Source organism: Mitsuaria chitosanitabida ATCC BAA-476 = NBRC 102408 (assembly GCF_001598255.1).
Lineage (GTDB): Bacteria > Pseudomonadota > Gammaproteobacteria > Burkholderiales > Burkholderiaceae_C > Roseateles > Roseateles chitosanitabidus.
Window position 1 is genome coordinate 1 of the sequence record NZ_BCYP01000023.1, and the last position, 20814, is coordinate 20814.

Here is a 20814-nt window from a genome sequence, read left to right on the forward strand (position 1 = left end):
CCCAGCCCCAGCCCCAGCCTCAGCCTCAGCCTCAGCCTCAGCCTCAGCCTCAGCCTCAGCCTCAGCCTCAGCCTCAGCCTCAGCCTCAGCCCCGGCCCCGGCCTGGGCCTGGGCCTGGGCCTGAGCCAAGCTGAGCCGCCCCCGCCGAGCCCGGAGCCCGCGCCCATCACGAGCGCGTGAAGGCGGGCGGACTTCCGTCACGACTCGTCGACGGGCACGAAACGCCCGCCGGTGATTCGATGAATAAGGCGCATCCGGGCGTGGATCGCCCATCGCCTTCGGGCGGGCGCTCGACTACTCTGCGCGGATGGCCGCGTTCATCGACACATGCATCATCTGGGTGGTGGGATACCGCCTGGACGGGCGCGACCGCCAGTGGGTCCGCGCGCTGCCGCCCTCGGCGGAGGCGCCGGTCCGCACCATGCTCCTGGAGGAGCTCGACGAGCTCTATGGCGCGCGCGCCGAGCTCGTCTGGCTGCGTCGCGCGACCGACGAGGAGCGCCAGACCTTCCTGGCCGGCGGGCAGCCCTTCTGCCCGGTGACCGCGCCGGTCGCGTCGCCCACGCCGCCGGCACCCGCCGCCTGACCCGCGACGCTCGATCTCCTGATCGCTGGATCGCTGGATCGCTGGATCGCTGAATCGCTGAATCGCTGAATCGCCGCGCGCGGTGGCGCCGGCGCGACATATCGCCGGCCCTTCGCCCCGTGATCTCGTTGTCATCGCGGTTTCATCGCGGTTACGCGGTCCGCCGCGGAATCGCCACGTGAGAATCCGCCGCCATGTCGTCCGCGTCGCTCTCGTCCCCATCCGCTCCCGCCGCCGCCGCGCCCCCCGCGCCGCGACTGTTCTCGCTGGCCTGGCCGCTGTTCCTGGAGCTGTGCCTGGGCATCGCCGTCGGCGTGATCGGGACCATGATGGCGGCGCGGATCTCCGACCCCGCCGGCGCCGCCTTCGCGCTGGCCAACCAGCTGGCGGCGACGCTCTTCATCCTCTTCCGCATCATCGGCGCCGGCATCAGCGTGGTGATCACGCAGGCCCTGGGCGGCGGCCGCCGCGCGGTGGCCGACGCCACCGCCCGCGCCGCGCTGGGCGCCAGCAGCTGGCTGGGCGGCTTCACCGCGCTGATGGCCTTGCTCTTCGCGGGGCCGCTGCTGCGCCTCATGAACGCGCCGGCCGAGGTGCTGCCGCTGTCGCAGCCCTTCCTGATGGCGCTGGCGCCGGCCATGATGCTGGACGCCTGGAATGCCTCGATGGCCAGCGTCATGCGCGCCCACCTGCGCAGCCGCGACACGCTGATGGTGCTGGTGGCGATGCAGATCGCGCAGCTGCTGCTGTCCACGCTGCTGATGCCGCTGCTGGGCCTGCCGGGCTTCGCGGTGGCGCTGGCGATCAGCCGCGCCTTCGGCCTGGGCCTGCACGTCTGGCTGTGGCGCGAACGGCTGGGCCTGCGCCCGCGGGCCTCGGACTGGTGGCGCCTGCCGCGCGCGGAGCTGGCGGCGGTGCTGCACATCGGGCTGCCGGGCGCGGCCGAGAACATCGCCTACCGGCTGGCCTACATGGTCAGCGTCGCCATCGCGGGCCACCTGGGCGCGTCGGCGCTGGCGGCGCACAGCTATGCCTCCCAGCTGATGTACTTCGTGCTGCTGCCCGGCCTGGCGACCGGCTTCGCGGCGGAGATCGTCGTCGGCCACCTGATCGGTGCCGGCCAGTTGCACGAGGCGCACCGGCTCGTGCGCCGCGCGCTGGCACGGGGCCTGGCGATCAGCGTCGCGGTGGCGGCGCTGGCGGCGGCCGCCTCGCCCTGGCTGCTGACGATGTTCACGCACGACGCGCGCATCCTCGCCAGCGCCGTCGTGCTGATGTGGATCACGGTGGTCCTGGAGCCGGGCCGCACCTTCAACCTCGTCGTCATCAACGCGCTGCGCGCGGCGGGCGACGCCAGGTACCCGGTGATGGTGGGCGCGGGATCGATGCTGCTGGTGCTGGCCGGCGGCAGCTGGCTGCTGGGCGAAGTGCTCGGACTCGGCCTGGTGGGGTTGTGGATCGCCTACGCGGCCGACGAGTGGATCCGCGGCCTGCTGATGTGGCGCCGCTGGGCGCGCCTGGGCTGGGTGCCGAAGGCGCGGGCGGTGCACCGCCGGTTGAAGCTGGTCGCGCGGTCGCATTGACGGGCCTCCCGTGTCGATCCCGTGGCGGCCGCGTCAGTCGCCCGTGAGGGCGCGCGAACCCGCTGGGCATCGGGGCTGTCGGCGGATTTGACACTTCGCCGCGAACGTCCTGGCCTGTCCCCGAAAACGTCAATCGCCACCGGGAGTTGCCGATGTGGCCCGAGGTTTGCTCGCTTGTGTTCGCTGGCGAACATAGACGCGCCGGCAAGAAACAGGGAGGGTTCTCGACGACCCGCGAGCGACGCGCGGCAGCCGCGCGGCTCGAGGAGGAGCTAGCCATGCCCGTTCTTGCCTCGCTCGTGCTGGCCGCCGCGGCCAGTGCCCATCCCGCGCCCACCGCACCTGCTTCGGCCGCCGCCGCCTTGTGCGCGCCGGCCAGGCCCACGCAGCTGCAGTCCGACCTGGCGCCCGTCACCGGCCTCGATCGCTACACCGACCTGAGCCCCGAGGTCCGCATGGCGCTGTCCGAGCGGATCGCCCGGCTGCGCGTGGACGACGTCGTGACGCTCGGATCCTCCGGGGTTGTCGGGCAGTACCGCTATGACGGCGAGATCCGCCATGCGCTGACCCAGGGCCAGCTCTGCGACCGGCTCGACCTGTCGGCCTGGAAGTCCGACATCCGCGTGCGCGCGCTGGTCTATTGCGAGGGCGACGCCTGTGTCGCGGTGACGGTCGACAGCCATGTGATGGCCCGCTTGACGCGGCACAAGCCGGACGCGCTGGACGCGCTCGCGCAGGCGCTGCGGGTGCGGCCGGGCGGGCCGCAACAGGAGCTGCTGCTGCCGCCGCCGGCCGCCGGCGCGCCCGCCAACGGCTGGGCGCGGCAGCGGCTGCTGGTGCAGACGCGCGCGGGGCTGTCCGACAAGGATCTGGCCAAGATCCTGTCCTCGCATGGCGGCGGCAAGGCGCGGCGCATCGGACGCTCCCAGCTGGCCGTGGTGGACCTGCCGGCCAACGCGTCCGAGACCGCCATCGCGATGCTGCTGGCCCACCATCCGCAGCTCAAGTCGGCCGAGCTCGACATGCGCGTCGCGCCGGCGCTCACGCCCAACGACCCCTATCTGGGCAGCGAGTGGCACATCAACCGCATCGGCGCGCCCGCGGCCTGGGACAGCGCGCAGGGCAGCGGCGTCCGCGTCGCCATCCTGGACACCGGCATCGACGGCACGCACCCGGACCTCGTGGGGCGCATGGTCCCGGGCTGGAATTTCTACGACGGCAACTCGGACACGAGCGACGTGAACGGCCACGGCACGGCGGTGGCGGGCGCGGCGGCGGCCTCGACCAACAACGCCACCGGCGTCGCGGGCGTGGCGGGCCAGGCGCAGCTGATGCCGGTGCGCATCGCCGATCCCAATGCCTATGCCTACTGGAGCACGGTCGCGCAGGGGCTGACCTGGGCGGCCGACCAGGGCGCGAAGGTGGCCAACATTAGCTACAGCGGCGTGGCCGGCAGCGCGACGGTGCAGAGCGCCGCCAGCTACATGCGCAGCAAGGGCGGGCTGGTGGTGGTCGCGGCCGGCAACAACGGCATCGACGAGGGCATCACGCCGACGACGACGATGATCCCGGTCTCCGCGGTCGACGACACGGACACGATCACCAGCTGGTCCAGCTACGGCAGCTTCGTGGCGATCTCCGCGCCGGGCCTGAACATCTGGACCACCACGCGCGGCGGCGGCTACGGCGCCTGGTGGGGCACGTCGCTGGCCAGCCCGGTGGTGGCGGGGACCGTGGCGATGCTGATGTCGGCTCGGCCGGCGCTGCCCAACACCACGATCGAGAGCCTGCTCTACGGCACCTCGGTCGATCTGGGCGCGGCGGGCCGCGATCCCAAGTACGGCTACGGCCGGGTCAACGCGGCGGCCGCGATGCAGGCCGTGCTGGCGGCGGCCACCCCCGACACCCAGGCGCCGACGGTCTCGTTGAACGCGCCGCTGGCCGGGGCGCTGGTCAGCGGGCTGGTGGCCATCGACGTGGGCGCGACGGACAACGTCGGCGTGGTGCGGGTGGACCTGTCGGTCAACGGGACCAAGGTCGCCTCGGACACGGCGGCGCCGTACGGCTTCAGCTGGGACTCGACGACCGTGGGCAACGGCAGCGTGACGCTGACCGCCACGGCGGTCGACGCGGCCGGCAATGCCGCCACGAGCCGCGCGGTGACCTTGTCCGTGTCCAATGCCGGATCCGCCACGATCGTCGACTCGACGCCGCCGCAGCTGACGATCAACAGTCCGGTGAACGGCGCGCGGGTCAGCGGCAACACGGTGACCGTCTCCACGTCCGCCAGCGACAACGCCGGCGCGTCGGGGATCCGGCAGACCCTGTACATCGACGGCCAGCAGGTCGCCTCCGGCAGCGGGGCCAACCTGAGCTACAGCTGGAACGTGAAGAAGGCCTCGAGCGGGGCGCACACCATCCAGGCCGTGGCGCGCGACGCGGCCGGCAACACGACGACGACGACCTCGCAGGTCACCAAGTAGCGCCCACGCGCGCCGCTCCCCCCGGGACGGTGTCCGTCCCGGCCGACAGCCCGGCGATCGATGGATCGGCCGGGCCGTCGGCGCCTGGGGACTGTCGGATTCCTTGACATCGGGGCTCGCCGGAGGGGCGCGGGTCGACGGACGGCGTCACCGGCCAGGACAAAGTCAGGCCAAGAGAAAAGCCAGGCCAAGAGAAAGGCCCGCCGAAGCGGGCCTTGCGTGCGCGGTGGCGAGACGCCGAGTCGAGGGACGAGGACGCTCAGCCGCGCCGCGCGCCCAGGAAGCGCCGCGACAGGCCGGCCGCCAGTGCGCCGATTGCGATCAGCGCGAGGATGTCGGGCTCCGGCACGTCGCCGCCGCCGCCGCCGGCACCACCGCCACCACCACCCCCACCACCGCCGCCGCAGCCCTGGGTGTTCAGGATGCAGCCGGCGAACTCGAAGGACTGGCCGCTGCGTCCGACGTCCTGGAACTTGATGCCGTAGGGATCAGAGAACTGGATCCCGCTGGTCATGAAGTTGCCGCCGGTCGTCAGCATCAGGTTGAAGCTGGCGGATGCCCCTTCGCCCAGGCCGTTGTTGATGTTGCCGCCGGAGCAGTTGTTGCTGTCCCAGATGCACAGGCTGACGGTCTGGAAGGACGGCAGGTTCTGATTGACGCCGGCGCTCCAGGACGCGTTGTTGGTCGAGGCGCCGGAGAGCATGGGTGTCACCATGCCGATGCCGAAGGACATCAGCCGGTTGGTGCCCGGCCCGGAGGACATGTTGCTGACGATGGTCGAGAACGTGGCCGTGGTCGCGGTCCAGCTCGTCAAGGTGAATTGCACGGAGGCGTTGAGCGAGGCGCCGTCCTGCGTGGCGACGAAGGACAAGGTGGAGGTCTGGTTCAGTCCCGTGAACGTGACCGGCACGGCTTGCGCCTGCGAGGCGAGTGTCAAGGCCGCGGCGAGCGCGACCCAACGGATGCTTGGCTTCATGATCGGTCCCTCTCCGGGCGATGCACGTGGCTTATGGGCTCCCTGTGCCCGCGGGCATGCATATTGCGCGCCAGCCCGCCAAGCCATTGATTTCTCAATCAATTCGATAAATGTGATTCCTTGACTGTAAAAAATGGCGACACCGTATGGTAGTGGAGTGCAAATCAGTCGCACCACAGCGGCAGGGACTGCCAGTCGCGCGGGAAGCCGGCAGAGCGCGGGCTGAGGCCGCCGTCGGCGGGAAAGGAATCCATCAGCGCCTTCAATTGCCGATGCCATGCCGATTGCGGAGAGATCACCTTGAGCATCCATTGCATGCAGCAGAGGGCGCCGAAGAGGCGTGTCCGCGCGTGCTTGTCGTCGTGGAGGAATGACAGGTTGGGGTGAAGGTCACGCGATGGCAGGAGCGGAATCTTGGTCGTGGTGCGGTTCCACAGACGGGCGTGATGCGCGGCGCGATTGCGGATGACATTGAACATGTGGAGCCATGAGCACAGGACGCCGGCATGTCCGACCTTGAAGCTCTTGGCGATCGACTCGCGGTCCCGGCTTTGGAGCCCGGCGACAAACCGCGACAGCAGTCCGAAATCGAGCACCTCCATGGCGGCCCAGACGGGCAATCTGCCGTCGTAGCGGCGCCGATGATGCTCGATGAAGTCTTCCTTGGATCGAGCGCAAAGTTCGTCGAAGCGACGACGCCACGCTTCGTAGGCGGATACGCCGCTGGCGGGATCGATCAGGGTGAACTTGCGGTCGAGCAGCCGTTCGTTGCGATGAGCCTCCACGTCGAGGTGACCGATGCGCGCAGAAACGGCCGCACGAATGGCGAGCTCGATCGCCTCGAGTCCACCGAGGACCGCGGCGCGTAGCGCCTCATCGAACTGGATCAGTCCCTCGATGGTGTCGAAAGAGGCGTCACGGCGAAACGTTTCCGAATCGTCGAGCGGGGACGCGCGCGACTTGAGCGAGTGGGCGTAGCCGGAAAATCGAAAGTAACCGATTCGTCGAAGCACTGCGCGGGCGTGCTGCTCGTCGCTGATGGCAAGGCCTCTTGATCGCAGCAGTTCGATCTGCTCGGGAATCGATGTGAAGCGCTTCAGGGGACGAGGCGAGTCGTCCGAAGCCATGGGGGAAAAGAAGTCCCCCACATGCCGATCCGCGCTTTCGCCGGGGACAGAGGTGGGGGAGCTATTGCCGCGAATCATATCGAGCCTCCAGCGGGTCGAAAGCACACAAATGAGTAGAGATCCGGCTGAGCGCTTGCAAGCGTCGCGTCGGCATCGATGAGCGCGAGAGCTTCGATCCACGGTGCGCGCACAGCAATCGCAAACTCCAGTGTTCTTGCGGCGGGCGTGGCGTCCACGCCTATGATCCCGCCCGCCATGACCTATCTCCTCAAGCGCCTGGCGGTCCTGGGGCTGACGCTGCTGGCCGCCTCGGCGCTGATCTTCGGCGCGCTGGAGTGGCTGCCCGGCAACGCCGCCCAACTGATCATGGGTCCCGAGGCCCCGCCCGAGGCCGTCGCCGCCTTGGCCGCCCAGCTCGGCCTCGATCAGCCCGCCTGGCATCGCTACCTCGACTGGCTCGCCGGCCTCGCGCGCGGCGACCTCGGTCTGTCCTACGCCTATGGCGCGCCCGTCGTCGACCTGATCCGCGAGCGCCTCGCCCTCACGCTGCCACTCGCGCTGCTCGCGATGACCCTGACCGTCGCCCTCGCGCTCGCCGCGGGCTGGTGGGCGGCGAGCCAGCAGGGGCGGCTCGGCGACCACCTGGTCATGGGGCTGACCCAGCTCGGGCTCGCCGTGCCGAGCTTCTGGCTCGGCATGCTGCTGGTGCTGCTCTTCGCGGTGAAGCTGCAGTGGGTCGACGCGGGCGGCTTCCCCGGCTGGGACGCGGAGCTCGGCGGCGGCTGGTGGCCCGGACTGCGCGCGCTGCTGCTGCCGGCGGTCGCGCTGGCGCTGGTGCAGGCGGCGATCCTGGCCCGCATCGCGCGCTCCGCGCTGCTCGACATCGCCCGCGAGGACTTCATGCGCAGCGCCCGCGCCAAGGGGCTGTCGCGCCGCGGCGCCCTGTGGCGCCACGGCCTGCGTCATGCGGCGATCCCGCTGCTGACGCTGGGTGGCTTGCAGTTCGCCAACCTGCTGGCCGGCACCATCGTCATCGAGAACGTCTTCACGCTGCCCGGCCTGGGCCGTCTGATGGCGCAGGCCATCGCCAACCGCGACCTCATCGTGGTGCGCAACGGCGTGATGCTGCTGGCCGCGCTGGTGCTGCTGATCAACTTCGCCGTGGACCTGCTGCACGGCTGGATCGACCCGCGTCTGCGCACGCGGACCCAGGCATGAGGCGCGCCGGCTTCCACCTCGGCGCGGTGCTCACCGCGCTGCTGATGGCGACGGCGCTGCTGTCGCTGATCTGGACGCCCTGGCCGCCCGAGCAGATCGACATGGCGCGCCGCTTCGCCGCCGCCGATGCGTCGCACTGGCTGGGCTGCGACCAACTGGGGCGCGACGTGCTCAGCCGCCTGATGGCCGGCGCGCGCAGCGCCTGGCTGGTGGGCATCGTCGCCGTCGGGATCGGGCTGATCGCCGGCACCGCGCTGGGTTTGCTGGCCGCCGCGCGCCAGGGCTGGGTCGAGGGCCTGGTGCTGCGCGCCGCCGACCTCGGTTACGCCTTCCCCGCGTTGCTGCTGGCGATCCTGCTGGCCGCGGCGCTGGGGCCCGGCATGACGATCGCGATGGTCGCCATCGGCTTGCACGCCGTCCCGTCCTTCGCGCGCCTGGTCAACGGCAGCGCCAAGAGCTGGTGGACGCGCGATTTCGTCCAGGCGGCGCGCGTCGCGGGCCAGGGCCGCGCGGGGATCACCTGGCGCCATGTGCTGCCGCAGCTGATGCCGCTGTTGATCGTGCAAGGCACGACGAGCTTCGCGCTGGCCATCCTGGCCGAGGCCGGGCTGTCCTACCTGGGCCTGGGCACGCAGCCGCCGCAGGCGAGCTGGGGCCGCTTGCTGGCCGAGGCGCAGACGCTGATGCTCGAGGCGCCACAGCTCGCCCTGGCGCCGGGCGTGGCGATCACGCTGGCGGTGCTGGGCCTGAACCTGCTCGGCGACGGGCTGCGCGACCGGCTCGATCCCAAGGAGCAACCGAGATGACGGCCGCGACCGGGACCCTCGAGCCCACCGGCGCGATCGGCACGGCGGACCGGACGCGGGCGACCGCCTCGACGTCTGGCGCGCCGCTGCTGGCTGTTCGCGATCTCCACGTGCGTCTGCCCGGCCGCGGCGGCGCGAGCCTGCACGCGCTGCGCGGTCTGGACTTCGACGTCGACCGCGGCGAGAGCCTCGCCCTCATCGGCGAATCCGGCAGCGGCAAGACGCTCACCGCGCTGGCCGTGATGGGCTTGTTGCCCGAGGGGGCGACGGTCGAGGGCCAGGTCTTGCTCGAGGGCCGTGATCTGCTGGGGCTGGACGAGGACGACTGGTGCGGCCTGCGCGGCCGTCGCGTCGCGATGGTCTTCCAGGAGCCGCTGACCGCGCTGAACCCCTTGCAACGCGTGATCGCGCAAGTGATGGAGCCGATCCGGTTGCATCGCCTCGCGTCGGAGCGGGCGGTGGCTCGGGCACGCGCGATGGCGCTGCTGTCGCGGGTGGGCCTCGACGAGCGCCAGGCCCAGGCCTATCCGCATGAGCTCTCGGGCGGCCAGCGCCAGCGCGCGCTGATCGCGATGGCGCTCGCCGCCGAGCCCGACCTGCTGATCGCCGACGAGCCCACCACCGCGCTCGATGCCCGGCTGCGTGTGCAGGTGCTGGAGCTGCTCAACGAGCTGGTCGCCGAGCGTCGCATGGGCCTGCTGCTGATCTCGCACGACCTGGCGCTGACGGCCCGCCGCGTGGACCGCATGGCCATCCTCTACGGCGGTCGCGTGATGGAGCAGGGCGGCGCGCGGGACCTGCTCGAGCATCCGCGGCACCCCTACACCCAGGCGCTCTGGGCCGCGCGTCCACGGCTCGGCGCCGGACGCGATCAGCCCCTGCACCCGCTGCCCGGCAACGTGCCGGCGCTGACCCAGCTCGGCGCGGGCTGCCCCTTCGCGCCGCGTTGCCCGCTCGCGACCGCGCGATGCGCCGCGGAGCCGCCCGTCTTCGACGGCCGCGTCGCCTGCTGGGAGGTCGGCCCATGAGCGCGTCCTCGTCGACGAGCGCCGCTGGGCAGGTCGCCTCCGCCGCCCACCCCGGCGCGGCCGGTACCGGATCGACGCCGCCCCTGGGCGGCGCGCCGCTGCTCCAGGTCGACGCGCTCGGCCAGCGCTATGGCGGACGCGAGGTGCTGCGCGGCGTGTCGTTCTCGCTGGCGGCGGGCGAGTCGCTCGGGGTCATCGGTGAATCCGGCGCGGGCAAGAGCACGCTCGCCCGGCTGGTGATGGCGCTCGAGCGGCCGCACGCCGGCACGGTCCGCTGGTCCGGCGAGGACGTGAACGCGATGTCCTCGACCGCCCGGCGCGCGCGGCGACCCGCCGTGCAGATGGTGTTCCAGGATCCCTATGGCTCGCTCGATCCGCGCTGGCGTGTCGGGCGCAGCGTCATGGAGCCGCTCGCCGCGCTGGCGATGGACGAGCCCCGCCGGCGCGCGCGGCTGGGCGAGGTGCTGGCCGCCGTCGGCCTGGAGGCCGACGCCGCGGAGCGCTATCCGCATCAGTTCTCCGGCGGACAGCGGCAGCGGCTCGCCATCGCGCGGGCCCTGTCGACGCGACCCCGGCTGATCGTGGCCGACGAGCCGCTCTCGGCCCTGGACGTGTCGGTGCAGGCCCAGATCCTGGCCCTGCTGCGCGAGCTGCAACGGCGCGAGGGCATCAGCCTGGTGCTGGTGAGCCACGATCTCGCGGCGGTCGAGGTGCTGTGCGACCACGCGCTGGTGCTGCGCGGTGGCGAGGTCGCCGAGCAGGGCCCCGCCGCGCGCGTGCTGGGCGAACCGCGTCACCCCTATACCCGGGAGCTGCTGGCCGCTTTGGCATGATCCGCGCCATGGATCGACGCCACTTCAATCGCCTGGCCGGCGGTGCGCTCGCGAGCGCCGCCTCGACGCCTCTTGCCACGACCACCGCGGCCTCCGCCGTGATCGGCCTGGGCGCCGCGGCCTTGCCGGCACGCGCGCAGGGGGCGGCCGGCAAGCCGCTGGTGATGGGCATGACGCTGGAGCCGCCCGGCCTGGATCCGACCGCGGGCGCCGCGTCGGCCATCGGCGAGATCGTGCTCTACAACGTGCTGGAACCGCTGACCAAGGTGGCCGAGGATGGCAGCGCGCAGCCCTTGCTGGCCCTGCGCTGGAGCGCCTCCGCAGACCAGCGCGCCTGGACCTTCACGCTGCGCCCGGGCGTGCGCTTCCACAACGGCGAGGCCTTCGACGCCCGCGCGGTGAAATTCAGCTTCGAGCGCGCCGCCGCGGCCGGCAGTCTGAACAAGGATCGGCGCGTCTTCGAGAACATCGCCGCCATCGCGACGCCCGATCCGCTGACCGTGGTGCTGACGCTCAAGAACCCCGAGCCGCTGTTGCCCGAGCTGCTCGGCCAGTCGACCGCGGTGATCGTCGAGCCCAGGAGCGCCGCCGGCAACGCGCAGAACCCGATCGGCACGGGGCCCTATCGCGTGGCCCAGTGGCAGCGCGGCGCCAGCCTGAGCGTCATCGCCTGGCCAGGCTATCGCGACGCCGCGAGGATCCGCATCCCGCGCGTGCAGTTCCGCTTCATCGGGGAACCCGCCGCGCAGGTCGCCGCGCTGCTGGCCGGCGATGTCGACGTCTTCCCTCGCGTGGCCGCGGCGCGCGCGCTGGCCCAGTTCAAGGCGCAACCCAAGCGCTTCCAGGTGCTCACCGCGTCCTCGCGCGCCAAGACCATCCTGGCCATCAACAACGCCCGCCCGCCGCTGAACGATGCGCGCGTGCGCCGCGCCATCGCCATGGCGATCGACCGCAAGGCGGTGGTGCAGGCCAGCGCCGACGGCTTCGGCGTGCCCATCGGCAGCTACGTCACGCCGGACACGCCGGGCTATGTCGACTGCACCGCGATCAACGCCTACGACCCCGCGGCCGCCAAGGCCCTGCTGGCGCAGGCCAAGGTCGCCGGCCTGTCCCTGTCGCTGAAGCTGCCGCCGGTCCCCTACGCCCGCCAGGGCGGCGAGCTGATCGCCGCCCAGCTCGGCGCCATCGGCATCCAGGTCAGGATCGAGCACATCGAGTGGGCCCAATGGCTGTCGGGTGTCTACGGCAACAAGGCCTACGACCTGACCTTGATCTCGCATGTGGAGCCGCACGACTTCGGCAACTTCGCCCGGGCGGACTACTACTGGGGCTACCGCAGCGAGGCCTTCAACGCGCTGTATGCCCGCATGCAGGCCAGCGCCGATCCGGCCCGGCGCCTGCAGCTCTTCGGGGAGGCGCAACGGCTGGTGGCCCAGGACGCGGTCGCGGCCTTCCTCTACCAGCCCCAATGGATCACCGTGGCCCGCGCCGGGCTCCAGGGCCTGTGGGCGCGCACGCCGCTGTTCGCCAACGATCTCGCGGCGCTGAACTGGTCCTGAGCCCGGCACCTTCGATCGGCCGGTCCCGATCGGGCCGATCGAGCCGGTCGAGCCGCGCGGTCCGAACCCGGTCCTTCCCCCTCGGATGCGGGGTGGCCTGTGGCGCCGCGACCTCAAAGCCGGGGCGGTCGGCGGCGGCTCGTCGGCTGTCATCCACCGGCCATCCGCGCAGAGGGCTTTTCCTCTACAGTGGCGCCCCCGGCCGGTGTAGCGTGCCCGGTTCGGAGGAGTCGGAGGAAGCATGCCGTTTGATTTGCCAGAGACCCTGCAGCCATTCCTGTTGCCGCTGCTGATCGCCATCCCGCTGGCCATCGTGATCATCATCATCACGGTCCGCCGCGGTGATCACCGCGACGTCGGCGCGCCGCCTCCGCCCCCCCGTCCGCAGCCCGCGCCGCCACGCCCGGCTCCCGCCGTCGCCCACGCTCCGGCCACGCCCCCAGTGGCACCCGCCGCGCCCGCGCAGCGCCTGCCGCTGCTGGTGGTGGACGACTCCGCCGTGGTGCGCGCCAAGCTGCTCAAGCTGTTCAGCGAGGCCGGCCATGAGGTCGTCGCCGCGCGCGACGGCGTCGAGGCGCTGGAGCTGCTGGGCCAGACCCGCTTCGGCGTGCTGATCACCGACCTCGAGATGCCCAACATGGACGGCTTCGAGCTGATCCGCGCGGTGCAGGGCGCGCTCGAGACCGAGGACCTGCCCATCATCGCCATCAGCGGCCACGAGGAGCTGCACGCCCGCCTGCATCAGGTGCAGGGCCTGTACGGCATGTTCCAGAAGCCCTGGAACGACCGCGAGCTGATCAAGCGCGTCGAGGCGCTGGCCCAGCTCCGCCAGCCGGCCAAGACATGAGCACTGCGGGTCGCTGGTTCAAGCGGGGACTGATCTCGCTGGCGGTGCTGGTCGCCGTCGGCGCGGCCGGTGTCACCTGGCATGTGCGCGCCAAGCTGCCGCAGCGCGACGGCGAGCTCACCCTCACGGGCCTGAGCGCCCCGGTGCAGGTCCGCTACGACGAATGGGGCGTGCCCCACATCGACGCCCGCAACGAGGCCGACCTCTATCGCGCGCTCGGCTACCTGCATGCGCAGGACCGGCTGTTCCAGATGGAGATGCTGCGCCGGCTGGCGCGCGGCGAGCTGTCCGAGGTGCTCGGTCCCAAGCTGGTCGAGACCGACCGGCTCTTCCGCACCCTGGGCATCCGCGCGAGGGCCGACGAGATCGCGGCGCAGGTCGCCAGGCAGAACCCCGATTCGGCCTCGCTGCGCGCGCTGCGGGCCTACCTGGACGGCGTCAACCAGTACCAGGCGACGCGTCCCGCGCCGCTGGAGTTCGAGGTGCTGGGCATCCCCAAGCGCCCGTTCACCGAGGCCGACACCCTGAGCGTCGCCGGCTACCTGGCCTACAGCTTCGCCGCGGCCTTCCGCACCGAGCCCGCGCTGACCGCCGTGCGCGACCAGCTGGGCCCCGATTACCTGCGCATCTTCGATCTCGACTGGCATCCGCAGGGCATGCTGCAGCCGCAGGCGGCGGGGACGCTGGGCAGCGCCGGTCCGATGCTGATGCGCATCGCCGCGGCCAGCGACCGCGCGGCCGAGCTCGCCGGCCTGCCGCAGTTCGAAGGCAGCAATGCCTGGGTCGTGTCGGGCAGCCGCACCGCGAGCGGCAAGCCGTTGCTGGCGGGGGATCCGCACATCGCGTACTCGACGCCGGCGGTCTGGTGGGAGGCGCATCTGCGCACGCCGGACTTCGAGCTCTACGGCCATCACCTCGCGCTCAACCCGATGGCGCTGCTGGGACACAACCAGCGCTTCGGCTGGAGCCTGACGATGTTCCAGAACGACGACGTCGACCTGATCGCCGAGAAGATCAACCCGGCCAATCCCAACGAGGTCTGGGTGCATGGGCAGTGGGTGCCGATGACGTCGCGCCAAGAGGTGCTTAAGGTCAAGGGCCAGCCGGACCAGATCCTGACGCTGCGCCGCTCGCCGCACGGCCCGATCATCAACGACGCCGTGCCCGGCGACAAAGGCGAGCGCCCGATCGCGATGTGGTGGGCCTTCCTCGAGACCGAGAACCCGGTGCTCGACGCCTTCTATCAACTGGGCCGCGCGGACACGCTCGACAAGGCGCGCCAGGCGGCGAGCCTGGTCCACGCGCCCGGCCTGAACATCGTCTGGGCCAACGCGGCCGGAGACATCGGCTGGTGGGCCTCGGCCAAGCTGCCGCAGCGCCCCGAGGGCGTGAACCCGACCTTCATCCTGGATGGCACGCAGCCGGAGTCGGACAAGCTCGGCTTCCTGCCGTTCTCGTCCAACCCGCAGGAGGAGAACCCGGCGCGCGGCTACATCGTGTCGGCCAACTTCCAGCCGGTGTCCGGGACGCCGGTGCCCGGCTACTACAACCTGGCCGAGCGCGGCCGGCGCCTGGACGGGCTGATCAGCCAGGGCAAGCGCTGGGACACGCAGAACAGCCAGGCGCTGCAGCTGGACGTGCAGACCGACTACGGCCCGCAGGTGCTGCGGCCGCTGATCCCCGAGCTGCGCGGCGCGGCCTCGATCGAGGAGCAGTCGCTGGTCGAGGCGCTGGTGCGCTGGAACGGCGCCTACAAGGCCGATGGCCTGGCCCCCGTGCTGTTCCAGCAGTTCATCGCCGAGCTGCTGCGCGCGACGATGAAGGACGAGCTGGGCGACGCCCAGTTCGAGAACTTGCGCCGCACGCGGGCGCTGGACCATGCGCTGCCGCGGCTGGTGGCGGACGAGAACTCGCCCTGGTGGGACGACCGCACGACGCCGCAGCGCGAGACGCGCGCCGACATCGTGCGCCGGGCCTGGAAGGCGGCGCTCGCGCATCTGCAGGTCACGCTGGGGCCGGACAGCGGCCAATGGCGCTGGGACCGCGCGCACACGCTGACGCACGAGCACCCGCTGGGCAAGCAGAAGCCGCTGGACAAGATCTTCAACGTCGGCCCGTTCCCGGTGCCCGGTGGTCACGAGGTGCCCAACAACCTGGCGCAGCGCAACGGCGACGGGCCCTGGGCGGTGACCTACGGCCCGTCCACGCGCCGGCTGATCGACTTCGCCAAACCGCAGGAGGCCCTGGGCGTGAACCCGGTGGGCCAGAGCGGCGTGTGGCCGGATCCGCATTACGACGACCAGGCGCCGCTGCTCGCCAAGGGCCAGTACCGGCGCGAGTGGCTCTCAGAGGCCGATGTCCAGGCGCACGCGCGCGGCCTGCTGGTGCTGAAGCCGCGATGACGGGCACCACGCGATCGGTGGCTCGGTCGACGGCGCTGTCGATGGCGCTTCGGATCGGCGCCGCGATCGCCACCGGGACCGCCGCCGGCGCGGCAGGCGCCGTCGAGCTGCCCACGCCCGCGGCGGCGCGCGAGCAGCTCGCCCAGGACGCCGTGCCGACCGAGGTCGTCACCGTGCTGGAACCGCATCTGGCGCGGAAGGGCCGGATGCCGGAGGTCCGCTATGTCGGCTTCCCGGCCGACGCGGCGCTGGCCAAGCTGCTCGGTCCCGACTGGAACGCCGCGGGACGGGAGCTGGAGTTCCGTGCGCTCGACGGCTTCGTGTCGCGCATTCCAGTGGAGCGTTTCGCGCAGCATCGCGCCTGGCTGGTGATCGCGCGAGAGGACGGCCGGCCCTTCCAGGTCGACAACCATCTGCAGGGCGAGCAGCAGGTGCCGCTGGGACCGTTCTACCTGGTGTGGGACAACCGGCGCTCGAAGGCGCTTCAGGCCGAAGGCGGCGCGCTGTGGCCCTACCAGGTGGGCGCGGTGAGCAGCGGCCCCTCGTCGACGCGCGCGCTCTTGCCGGGCGGCCTGGCCCGTCGCTACGGCGCCGCGGCCGATCTCGCCCGCACGAACTGCCTGAGCTGCCACCGCATCCGCGGCTACGGCGGCGACAAGATGCCGCTGGACCTCGATGTCGCGGTGAAGGGATTCGACGCGGCGGCCTGGCGGCGATGGCTGCTCACGCCGTCGGCGGTGCGGCCCGGCACGACGATGCCGCCGCTCGCCGAGGGCCGGTCGGAGGCCGATCGCGCCGCCATGGCGCAACAGCTCTACGACTACCTGCGCGCCTTGCCGGCGCGCTGAGCGCGTCCGGCGCTCAAGCGGCCGGGCGGCTCCGGCCGGTGCCGCTGTCCCGGCTCAATACCAGGGCTTCGGCAGCTTCTCGGTCTCGGCCGTCCTGATCAGCGCGGGGCGCTGCGCCATGCGCTCGAGGAAAGCGCCCAGTGCCGGGCGGCTGCGCGCCGGATCGCTGAAGTTGCGCGTCCAGCGGCACAGCATGAACGCGAACGGATCCAGCACCGAGAACTGCTCGCCCAGCAGGAAGGGGCCGCCATGGCGCTCGAACTCCGCGGCCAGCAGGTCCAGCTGCGCGGCGGCGCGGACCTGGGCCTGGGCCTTCACCTCGGCGCTGCCGGCGGTGTTGCCCGGCGCGACGAAGCGGTCCGGGTAGTAGTAGGTGATGACGGTGGGCTGCAGCGTGTTGGTCAGCCACATCAGCCACTTGTAGGCCGCGGCGCGGGCGGGCGTGCCCAGCGCGGGCATCAGGCCGGCCTCGGGATGGGTGTCGGCCAGGTGCAGCAGGATCGCGGCGGTCTCGAACAGCACCAGCCCGTCCTGGCCGGGCCGGGTGTCGCGCAGCGCGGGCAGCAGGCCGTTGGGATTGATCGCGAGGAAGGCGGGGCTCTTGTGCTCGTCCTGATCGCGGTCGACCAGGGTCAGCTGGAAGGGGACGCCCAGCTCGTTCAGGACCACGTGGGGCGCGAAGCTGGCGTTGCTGGGGAAGTAATAGAGCTCGATCATGGCGGCGGCAGGGTGGCTGCTGGGACGGAAGGGGCTGTACGCCGCGGCCGGGTGCGGCCCGCGACGGCGCGCATCATCGCCGATGGCGCCGGCGTGTCCGTTCGGTCACGGGCGAGCGTGGCTTCGCGCGCGGCGGTGCGAGGACCCGCGCGAAGCAATGGTTCTTTACCCCGGCGAAACCCCCTCCCGTAGACGCCCCCGGAGCAGGCGGCGTTGAATGGACTCCTGACTTCCTGCGCCGTTGGCGGAGATCCATCATGAGCAAGCTTCGTTGGCTGATCCCTCTCGCGCTGGCCCTGGGCACCGGGCTGGCATCCGCGCAACACCACGGCGGCCCCGGCCCGCGGGTCGACATCGGCCTGCACTTCGACGCCCGCTATCACCACGACCACTACTACCCCGCGACCGGCTACGTCGCCCGCGGCCTGCCGACCGGCGCGGTCTTCGTGGGCGGGCGCTACTGGTACCACGGCGGGGTCTGGTACCAGCCCTGGGGCCCGAGCTTCCGGGTCATCGTCCCCCCAGTGGGCATCATCGTCCCCGTGCTGCCGTCGGCCTACGTGAGCCTGCGCATCGGCGGCTATCCGTACTACTACGCCAACGGCGTCTACTACCAGACCGCCGTCGCGGGTCCGGGCTACGTGGTCGTCGCACCGCCGCCGGGTGCGGACACGGCGACACCGGCACCCGTCGCGCCGCCCCGGCCGGATCCCATCATCTATCCGCGCAACGGCCAGTCCCCGGAGCAGACCGAGGCCGATCGCCAGGCGTGCAATCGCTGGGCGACCTCGCAGCCCTCGGCGATGAACGACGCCGGCGTGTTCAACCGCGCCGTCGAGGCCTGCATGGACGGACGCGGCTACAGCATGCGATGAGCCGCGGGGAGGGGCGGGCTCACAGCACGCAGCCCGCCTCGCCCGCGCCGCCGGGCACGGCGGTGCTGCCGAGCTTCACCCCGTAGCGCTCCGCCGTCATGTGCGCCAGGATCGCCAGCGCGATCTCCGGCGGCGTGCGGGCGCCGATGTGCAGGCCCACCGGGCCGTGCAGCCGATCCAGCTGCGCGTCGGTCAGGTCGAAGTGCTCCTTCAGGCGCGCGCGCCGCCTGGCCTGATTCACCCGCGAGCCGATCGCGCCCACGTAGAACGCCGGGCCGCGCAGCGCCTCCATCAGCGCCAGGTCATCGAGCTTGGGATCGTGTGTCAACGCCACGATCGCCGTGTGCCCGTCGGGCTGGAGCCGCTGCACCACGTCGTCCGGCATCTCGCGCGTCAGCGGCGCGGCGAGCAGGGTCCAGGGGTAGTCGTCCCGCGGATCGCAGACCTGCACCTGGTAATCGAGCGCCAAGGCCATCTGCGCCAGGTACTGGCTCATCTGTCCGGCACCGATGATCAGCAGCCGCCACTGCGGACCGTGATGCGTCTCCAGCCGGGTCTCGCTCAGCTGCAGCCGATCGGCGCCGCCGAGCGCATGCGCGGGCGGCTCCGACAGCGTCACCGATCCCGTCGCCAGGTCCAGCGTCCGCAGGACCCGCTCGCCGCGGGACAGGCGGGCCAGCAGCTCGGCGATCGCGGAGTCGGGGCCGACCGGCTCCAGCATCAACTCCAGCGTGCCGCCGCACGGCAGGCCGAACCGCTGCGCGGCTTCCGCGCCGACGCCGTAGCGGATCAGCTCCGGGGATCGCAGCGTCAGCGCGCCCTCGCGCACCTTGGCGACCAGGTCGTCCTCGATGCAGCCGCCCGAGACCGATCCGGCGATCAGGCCATCCCCCCGCACCGCGACGATGGATCCCACCGGCCGGGGCGCCGAGCCCCAGGTCCGCGTGATCGTCCCGAGCACGACGCGCTGGTCGGCGTCCAGCCATTGCTGCACCTGGCGCAGCACCTGCAGGTCCATGTTGTCCATCCGCGCACCATAGCGAAATTCGATGCGGTCCGCCTCGGGCCGTCCGCGCCAGCCACAATCCGGCGCATGCCCACCCTCGCCCTGAACGACGACCTCGTCCTGCCCGTGGCGCAGTCCACCGTCTGGAAGGCCCTGCACGACCTGGCCCTGGTCGGCGACGCGCTGCCCGACGGCGCCTCGCTGGCCGCCGCCGACGCGGCGCGCGCCTTCACCCTGGCGATGCCGGGCTTCGACGGCCGCGTGCTGCTGCTCGACCTCGACGCGCCGAGCCGGCTGCGCCTGAGCTTCGACGGGCAGGGGCCCGACACCGGCGGCGTCAGCGGCCAGATGCAGCTCCGGCTGGAGACGCTCGGCCCCGACCGCACGCTGATGCACGTGGCCCTGGTCCTCCAGGCCGAACGCGTCGTCCCGTCCAAGATCGCCGGCCTCCAGAGGCTGCGTCAACGGCTCGCCGCCTTCGAGCGCGCCGTCGAGCAACGCCATCCCTCCGATTGCCCCAAGCCGGTGCCGGCCGCGCCCAAGCCCTGGCCGCAACGCCTGCTCGACTGGTACCTCGGCTGGTTCGCCGCGATGTTCAACGGGACGCTGTTCCCGCCGCCGAAGCCGCGTCCGCGGCGCCACCGCGGGCCGCACTGAAGCGCTCCCGCGCCTCTCGGAACGCCGGTCGGCTGGCGCCCCCGGCGCGCCCATCCGGGCGTCATGCGTTCGTCACGCCACCTGTACGCGAACGTAACTTGTTGATTCGCATATAGAATCTCGTTCGTCTGACGGCCACCTCACGGTGGCCGTTGCCTTTGGCGCTCTCCCTATGGCTTCCCGTCTGCTCCCGCTGGACGCGCTGCGCGCGGTCGCGGCGCAATTGATCGTCCTGCACCATCTGTCCGTCTACGGCCCCATCGCCGAGGCGATGCATGGCCTGTTCCCGCTGCTGACGGGCTGGCTGTACGACTACGGCCGCATGGCGGTGCAGGTCTTCCTGGTGCTGGGCGGCTACCTGAGCGCCCGCGCGCTCTCGGCGCAGGAAGCGCAGCTGCGGCAGTTGGCCCCGGCGCTGCTGGCCCAGCGCTACTGGCGCCTGGTGCCGCCCTTCATGGCCGCCGTGGGCATGACGCTGCTGACCTCCTGGCTGGTCGCGCCGCTGCTGCCGGAGCTGGTGCCCGGCGATATCCACCTGACGCAGATCCTGGCCCACGCGCTGCTGCTGCACGACCTGATGGACGTCGAGGCCCTGACCGTCGGCGCCTGGTACGTGGCCATCGACTTCCAGCTCTTCGCGTTGCTGCTGCTGCTGATGTGGGGCCTGCGCTGCCTGCCGCTCAAGCGTGGCGTGCGCGCCGTGCTGGCGCCGGTGCTGGTGGGCCTGCTCTGCGCGGCCTCGCTGCTCAAGTTCAACCGCATGGCGGGCCTGGACGCCTACGCCATCTATTTCTTCGGCGCCTACGGTCTGGGCGTGTTGCTGTACTGGTGCCAGGGCTGGTCGGCGGGCGCGCGTCGCGCGGGCCTGATCGCCCTGGGCGCGTTGATGGCGGCGGCCCTGGTGCTGCAGTTCCGCGAGCGCCTGGTCGTGGCCGCGCTGACGGCCCTGGTCATCGTGCTGTGGCGCGGTGGCGCCGGTCCGCGCTGGCTGCAGGACGGTCTGCAGGGCATGGCGCGCCATGCCTATGCGCTGTTCCTGATCCACTTCCCGATGTGCCTGCTGGTCAACGCGCTGTACGAGCACCGCGCCGAGAGCCCGGCGCCGATGCTGGACGCGCTGGCCCCGCTGGCGCTGGTGGCCGCCTGGGCGCTGAGCAACATGGCCGCCGTGCCCTTCCACCGCTGGATCGAGGCGCCGCTGCTGCGCTGGCGTCCGGCCGCCACCGCGCTGCCGCGCGTGGCGATCCGCTGATCGACCGGCCG

19 protein-coding genes are annotated in these 20814 nt (G+C 71.8%); 15 read left to right on the forward strand and 4 right to left on the reverse strand.

The annotated features are described in order from the left end of the window. The 4 genes from MCHT01_RS26785 to MCHT01_RS15505 all read left to right on the forward strand — a co-directional run. A partial coding sequence (locus MCHT01_RS26785) for a hypothetical protein (protein WP_176579647.1) occupies positions 1-180 on the forward strand: 180 nt, incomplete at its 5' end. A 127-nt stretch (positions 181-307) separates the two neighbouring features. Continuing rightward, complete coding sequence (locus tag MCHT01_RS15495) at positions 308-586, forward strand: hypothetical protein (protein ID WP_067066253.1); 279 nt, start codon at positions 308-310, stop codon at positions 584-586. A gap of 194 nt (positions 587-780) precedes the next feature. After that, the gene (locus MCHT01_RS15500; RefSeq protein WP_067066254.1) at positions 781-2169 is read left to right on the forward strand and encodes an MATE family efflux transporter; all 1389 of its coding nucleotides are present in this window, start codon (positions 781-783) and stop codon (positions 2167-2169) included. A 278-nt stretch (positions 2170-2447) separates the two neighbouring features. After that, on the forward strand, positions 2448-4652 hold the full coding sequence (locus MCHT01_RS15505) for a S8 family serine peptidase (RefSeq protein ID WP_245643334.1): 2205 nt from the start codon (positions 2448-2450) through the stop codon (positions 4650-4652). 259 nt (positions 4653-4911) lie between these two features. On the opposite strand, the gene MCHT01_RS26285 is transcribed toward MCHT01_RS15505, so the two are convergent. Then, positions 4912-5628, reverse strand: coding sequence for a cistern family PEP-CTERM protein (locus tag MCHT01_RS26285; protein ID WP_067066255.1), 717 nt, complete (start codon positions 5626-5628; stop codon positions 4912-4914). Between the two features lie 164 nt (positions 5629-5792). Further along, positions 5793-6755 (reverse strand): Abi family protein, encoded by a 963-nt coding sequence (locus MCHT01_RS15515; RefSeq protein WP_067066256.1) that lies wholly within the window; start codon positions 6753-6755, stop codon positions 5793-5795. Between the two features lie 255 nt (positions 6756-7010). Here MCHT01_RS15515 and MCHT01_RS15520 point away from each other — a divergent pair, with 255 nt between their 5' ends. The 8 genes from MCHT01_RS15520 to MCHT01_RS15555 all read left to right on the forward strand — a co-directional run bounded on the left by MCHT01_RS15520 (position 7011) and on the right by MCHT01_RS15555 (position 16296). Then, a complete protein-coding gene (locus MCHT01_RS15520; RefSeq protein ID WP_067066257.1) occupies positions 7011-7973 on the forward strand; it encodes an ABC transporter permease in 963 nt (320 codons plus the stop codon). Continuing rightward, a complete protein-coding gene (locus MCHT01_RS15525) occupies positions 7970-8779 on the forward strand; it encodes an ABC transporter permease (RefSeq protein ID WP_067066258.1) in 810 nt (269 codons plus the stop codon). The genes MCHT01_RS15520 and MCHT01_RS15525 overlap by 4 nt, the downstream gene beginning before the upstream one ends. After that, positions 8776-9807 (forward strand): ABC transporter ATP-binding protein, encoded by a 1032-nt coding sequence (locus MCHT01_RS15530; protein WP_084452736.1) that lies wholly within the window; start codon positions 8776-8778, stop codon positions 9805-9807. Before MCHT01_RS15525 ends, MCHT01_RS15530 begins: the two co-directional genes overlap by 4 nt. Next, entirely contained in the window at positions 9804-10640 is an 837-nt protein-coding gene (locus MCHT01_RS15535) for an ABC transporter ATP-binding protein (RefSeq protein WP_067066259.1), read from the forward strand. The genes MCHT01_RS15530 and MCHT01_RS15535 overlap by 4 nt, the downstream gene beginning before the upstream one ends. A gap of 8 nt (positions 10641-10648) precedes the next feature. Beyond that, the gene (locus tag MCHT01_RS15540) at positions 10649-12199 is read left to right on the forward strand and encodes an ABC transporter substrate-binding protein (protein ID WP_067066302.1); all 1551 of its coding nucleotides are present in this window, start codon (positions 10649-10651) and stop codon (positions 12197-12199) included. A gap of 241 nt (positions 12200-12440) precedes the next feature. Then, a complete protein-coding gene (locus MCHT01_RS15545) occupies positions 12441-13046 on the forward strand; it encodes a response regulator (RefSeq protein WP_148661552.1) in 606 nt (201 codons plus the stop codon). Further along, complete coding sequence (locus tag MCHT01_RS15550; protein WP_067066261.1) at positions 13043-15448, forward strand: penicillin acylase family protein; 2406 nt, start codon at positions 13043-13045, stop codon at positions 15446-15448. Before MCHT01_RS15545 ends, MCHT01_RS15550 begins: the two co-directional genes overlap by 4 nt. Then, positions 15445-16296 (forward strand): hypothetical protein, encoded by an 852-nt coding sequence (locus MCHT01_RS15555; protein ID WP_067066262.1) that lies wholly within the window; start codon positions 15445-15447, stop codon positions 16294-16296. The genes MCHT01_RS15550 and MCHT01_RS15555 overlap by 4 nt, the downstream gene beginning before the upstream one ends. Positions 16297-16350: 54 nt before the next feature. On the opposite strand, the gene MCHT01_RS15560 is transcribed toward MCHT01_RS15555, so the two are convergent. Then, positions 16351-17013: a glutathione S-transferase family protein gene (locus tag MCHT01_RS15560; protein WP_067066263.1), complete on the reverse strand. Its 663-nt coding sequence runs from the start codon at positions 17011-17013 to the stop codon at positions 16351-16353. A gap of 257 nt (positions 17014-17270) precedes the next feature. Between MCHT01_RS15560 and MCHT01_RS15565 the strand changes: the two genes are divergently transcribed. After that, positions 17271-17888, forward strand: a complete 618-nt coding sequence (locus MCHT01_RS15565) for a DUF6515 family protein (RefSeq protein ID WP_067066264.1) — start codon at positions 17271-17273, stop codon at positions 17886-17888. Positions 17889-17907: 19 nt separating this feature from the next. Here the strand turns inward: MCHT01_RS15565 and MCHT01_RS15570 are convergent, their stop codons facing one another. Continuing rightward, positions 17908-18915 carry an XdhC family protein gene (locus tag MCHT01_RS15570; protein ID WP_067066265.1) on the reverse strand — a complete coding sequence of 336 codons (1008 nt, stop codon included), beginning with the start codon at positions 18913-18915 and terminating at the stop codon, positions 17908-17910. A gap of 66 nt (positions 18916-18981) precedes the next feature. Here MCHT01_RS15570 and MCHT01_RS15575 point away from each other — a divergent pair, with 66 nt between their 5' ends. Next, on the forward strand, positions 18982-19551 hold the full coding sequence (locus tag MCHT01_RS15575; protein WP_067066266.1) for an SRPBCC family protein: 570 nt from the start codon (positions 18982-18984) through the stop codon (positions 19549-19551). Between the two features lie 172 nt (positions 19552-19723). After that, positions 19724-20803, forward strand: coding sequence for an acyltransferase family protein (locus tag MCHT01_RS15580; RefSeq protein ID WP_067066267.1), 1080 nt, complete (start codon positions 19724-19726; stop codon positions 20801-20803). The last annotated feature ends 11 nt before the right edge of the window (positions 20804-20814 follow it).

Excerpts from the sequence above, each read along its gene's own strand:
- MCHT01_RS15530 (WP_084452736.1), top strand. The coding sequence starts at position 8,776 with ATGACGGCCGCGACCGGGACCCTCGAGCCCACCGGCGCGATCGGCACG.
- MCHT01_RS15545 (WP_148661552.1), top strand. The coding sequence starts at position 12,441 with ATGCCGTTTGATTTGCCAGAGACCCTGCAGCCATTCCTGTTGCCGCTG.
- MCHT01_RS15560 (WP_067066263.1), bottom strand. The coding sequence starts at position 17,013 with ATGATCGAGCTCTATTACTTCCCCAGCAACGCCAGCTTCGCGCCCCAC.
- MCHT01_RS15535 (WP_067066259.1), top strand. The coding sequence starts at position 9,804 with ATGAGCGCGTCCTCGTCGACGAGCGCCGCTGGGCAGGTCGCCTCCGCC.
- MCHT01_RS15520 (WP_067066257.1), top strand. The coding sequence starts at position 7,011 with ATGACCTATCTCCTCAAGCGCCTGGCGGTCCTGGGGCTGACGCTGCTG.
- MCHT01_RS15505 (WP_245643334.1), top strand. The coding sequence starts at position 2,448 with ATGCCCGTTCTTGCCTCGCTCGTGCTGGCCGCCGCGGCCAGTGCCCAT.
- MCHT01_RS15540 (WP_067066302.1), top strand. The coding sequence starts at position 10,649 with ATGGATCGACGCCACTTCAATCGCCTGGCCGGCGGTGCGCTCGCGAGC.
- MCHT01_RS15550 (WP_067066261.1), top strand. The coding sequence starts at position 13,043 with ATGAGCACTGCGGGTCGCTGGTTCAAGCGGGGACTGATCTCGCTGGCG.
- MCHT01_RS15500 (WP_067066254.1), top strand. The coding sequence starts at position 781 with ATGTCGTCCGCGTCGCTCTCGTCCCCATCCGCTCCCGCCGCCGCCGCG.
- MCHT01_RS15565 (WP_067066264.1), top strand. The coding sequence starts at position 17,271 with ATGAGCAAGCTTCGTTGGCTGATCCCTCTCGCGCTGGCCCTGGGCACC.
- MCHT01_RS15525 (WP_067066258.1), top strand. The coding sequence starts at position 7,970 with ATGAGGCGCGCCGGCTTCCACCTCGGCGCGGTGCTCACCGCGCTGCTG.
- MCHT01_RS15495 (WP_067066253.1), top strand. The coding sequence starts at position 308 with ATGGCCGCGTTCATCGACACATGCATCATCTGGGTGGTGGGATACCGC.
- MCHT01_RS15580 (WP_067066267.1), top strand. The coding sequence starts at position 19,724 with ATGGCTTCCCGTCTGCTCCCGCTGGACGCGCTGCGCGCGGTCGCGGCG.
- MCHT01_RS15575 (WP_067066266.1), top strand. The coding sequence starts at position 18,982 with ATGCCCACCCTCGCCCTGAACGACGACCTCGTCCTGCCCGTGGCGCAG.
- MCHT01_RS15555 (WP_067066262.1), top strand. The coding sequence starts at position 15,445 with ATGACGGGCACCACGCGATCGGTGGCTCGGTCGACGGCGCTGTCGATG.
- MCHT01_RS15515 (WP_067066256.1), bottom strand. The coding sequence starts at position 6,755 with ATGGCTTCGGACGACTCGCCTCGTCCCCTGAAGCGCTTCACATCGATT.
- MCHT01_RS15570 (WP_067066265.1), bottom strand. The coding sequence starts at position 18,915 with ATGGACAACATGGACCTGCAGGTGCTGCGCCAGGTGCAGCAATGGCTG.
- MCHT01_RS26285 (WP_067066255.1), bottom strand. The coding sequence starts at position 5,628 with ATGAAGCCAAGCATCCGTTGGGTCGCGCTCGCCGCGGCCTTGACACTC.